This window comes from Alkalicoccobacillus porphyridii (genome assembly GCF_007293315.1).
Taxonomy (GTDB): Bacteria; Bacillota; Bacilli; order Bacillales; family Bacillaceae_D; genus Alkalicoccobacillus; species Alkalicoccobacillus porphyridii.
The window spans coordinates 1-3,243 of record NZ_VLXZ01000029.1 but is presented as its reverse complement, the minus strand read 5'-3'; the positions used below and the strand labels follow the sequence as shown (position 1 = coordinate 3,243).

The 3,243-nt window shown below is 56.5% G+C and carries 2 protein-coding genes; both read left to right on the top strand.

What is annotated here, in order from left to right:
* On the top strand, positions 1–648 hold a 648-nt coding region (locus tag FN960_RS20620), incomplete at its 5' end, for a BclA C-terminal domain-containing protein (RefSeq protein WP_143850754.1).
* A 166-nt stretch (positions 649–814) separates the two neighbouring features.
* On the top strand, positions 815–3,243 hold a 2,429-nt coding region (locus FN960_RS20615), incomplete at its 3' end, for an NTTRR-F1 domain (RefSeq protein WP_143850755.1).

Here is a 3,243-nt window from a genome sequence, read left to right as displayed (position 1 = left end):
GGAGCCACGGGAGCGACCGGAGAGCCAGGGCCAACGGGAGCCACGGGAGCGACCGGAGAGCCAGGGCCAACGGGAGCGACCGGAGAACCAGGAGCCACGGGAGCCACGGGAGCGACCGGAGAACCAGGACCGACAGGAGCCACGGGAGCGACCGGAGAACCAGGACCAACGGGAGCCACAGGAGCGACCGGAGAACCAGGACCAACGGGAGCCACCGGGGCCACTGGATCAACAGGTCCTGCTGCTGTCACACCTAACAGTATGTCTGCCGTAAATACGACGGGAGGATTACTGGCTGTAGTATTAGGTGGAACGCCAGTACCGTTACCAGGGGTACAGAGCTTAGATGGATTTATAGCAGATGGCACCTCCACATTATTTACTGTTCCAGTAACTGGTAGATACTATATCACTTATAGAATAAACTTAACTGCGGGATTATTAGTTGGGGCACAGGCAGTTGCAGGTGGGACCCCTATTCCTGGCACAATTATTTCTCCAGTTTTAACTTTGAGTAGCTTTGAAGCAGATATAATTACAACTTTAACTGCGGGAACACAGATTGGTCTTCAGTTGTTTGGTGTAGTTGCAGCAGCAACTTTACAAGCAGGAGTTGGAGCGTCCTTAGTAGTAATAAGAGTAGAGTAAATGTGAACAAAACTTTTAAAAAGAAGTCCACGTTTTTTACGAGGGCTTCTTTTTTTTGTTTCAATATATGTGGATGAACGTTTTAGATTATGTGTTTATAGGTAAATGGTAATTCAATTTATCGAGAAAAGAATAAATATATAACATCTTATGAGGAGAGGAGGTAATTATCATAATTAATAGAATTGTAAATGGTGGATTTGAATCAGGAAGCCTTTCCCCATGGATAGGGTTAAATGCTGAAGTCACTTCTTTATATAGTCATACCGGTTTTTATAGTTTGTTGTTTAATAATACTTTTACTAATTCTTATATTTATCAAATAACAAATATAATACCAGGCGAAACATATCAATTTTATGCCTCGATCTCTAAAGTTTCTGATTCATTAAGCGCCACACCTTTAACATTATCTGTGAATTATTATGATGTGGGCTTTAATTTTATTGAATATGGAATAATTATAAGTATTCCACCTCAAAATGTACCAAGTGTTAGTACTAACACTTGGCTAGAAATATCTCAAACTACATTTACTGTCCCTTTAGGAGCAAGTCAGGCATTAGTTTTAATCAATTGTCTTCCGCAAGTAAATGCTTCGGACATGCTAATTGATGATATTGGTTTATTAACCTTAGATGGTCCTCCTATTCCGACCGGTCCACCTGGCCCAACCGGTCCTACTGGAGCGACAGGAGCAACGGGAGCAACGGGAGCCACCGGACCGACCGGGGTAACCGGAGCGACAGGAGCGACAGGAGCAACCGGAGTAACAGGGCCAACAGGAGCAACCGGAGCCACGGGAGCAACAGGAGCAACCGGAGTAACTGGAGCCACGGGAGAAACGGGTCCAACAGGAGCAACAGGAGCAACAGGGCCAACAGGGCCAACAGGAGCAACCGGAGCGACAGGAGCGACAGGAGCCACGGGAGTAACCGGAGCGACAGGGGCCACGGGAGCTACCGGGCCAACCGGAGCAACTGGGGTAACGGGAACGACCGGAGCGACGGGAACAACGGGAACAACCGGAGCAACAGGGCCAACGGGAGCGACAGGGGCCACGGGAGCGACAGGGCCAACCGGAGCCACCGGGGCAACAGGAGCAGCGGGAGCAACAGGAGCAACGGGAACGACCGGAGCCACGGGAGCAACAGGGCCAACCGGAGCCACGGGAACAACCGGAGCAACAGGAGCAACAGGGCCAACAGGAGCAACTGGAGCGACAGGAGCAGCAGGTCCAACCGGAGTAACCGGAGCGACCGGAGCCACGGGAGAAACGGGTCCAACAGGACCGACCGGAGCCACCGGAGTGACCGGAGCAACTGGGGCGACAGGGCCAACGGGAGCCACGGGAGCAACAGGACCAACAGGAGCAACGGGAGTAACGGGAGTAACAGGAGCAACGGGAGCAACAGGAGTAACAGGAGCAACGGGAGCAACAGGAGCAACAGGAGCAACAGGAGCAACGGGAGCAACAGGAGCAACAGGGCCAACGGGAGCGACAGGGGCCACGGGAGCGACAGGGCCAACCGGAGCCACCGGGGTAACCGGACCAACCGGAGCCACCGGGGCAACAGGAGCAGCGGGAGCAACAGGAGCAACGGGAACGACCGGAGCCACGGGAGCAACAGGGCCAACCGGAGCCACGGGAACAACCGGAGCAACAGGAGCAACAGGGCCAACAGGAGCAACTGGAGCGACAGGAGCAGCAGGTCCAACCGGAGTAACCGGAGCGACCGGAGCCACGGGAGAAACGGGTCCAACAGGACCGACCGGAGCCACCGGAGTGACCGGAGCAACTGGGGCGACAGGGCCAACGGGAGCCACGGGAGCAACAGGACCAACAGGAGCAACGGGAGTAACGGGAGTAACAGGAGCAACGGGAGCAACAGGAGCCACGGGAGCAACAGGAGCAACAGGAGCAACAGGAGCAACAGGAGCCACAGGGCCAACCGGAGCGACAGGGGCCACAGGAGTCACCGGAGCAACCGGAGCAACGGGAGCGACAGGGCCAACGGGAGCGACAGGAGCAACGGGGGCCACGGGAGCAACCGGAGCAACAGGGCCAACAGGAGAGACAGGAGCAACCGGAGCAACCGGAGCCACAGGGGCAACCGGAGCGACCGGAGCAACCGGAGCAACCGGGGCAACCGGAGCCACAGGGGCAACCGGAGCGACCGGAGCAACGGGGGCCACGGGAGCCACCGGAGCAACAGGGCCAACAGGAGAGACAGGAGCAACAGGAGCAACCGGGGCAACCGGAGCCACAGGAGTCACAGGAGTCACAGGAGCCACAGGGCCAACAGGAGAGACAGGAGCAACCGGGGCCACCGGAGCCACAGGGCCGACAGGAGCAACAGGAGCCACAGGGCCGACAGGAGCAACAGGAGCCACAGGGCCGACAGGAGCAACAGGAGCCACAGGGCCAACAGGAGCAACTGGAGCGACAGGAGCAGCAGGTCCAACCGGAGTAACCGGAGCGACCGGAGCCACGGGAGAAACGGGTCCAACAGGACCGACCGGAGCCACCGGAGTGACCGGAGCAACTGGGGCGACAGGGCCAACGGGAGCCACGGGAGCAACAGGACCAACAGG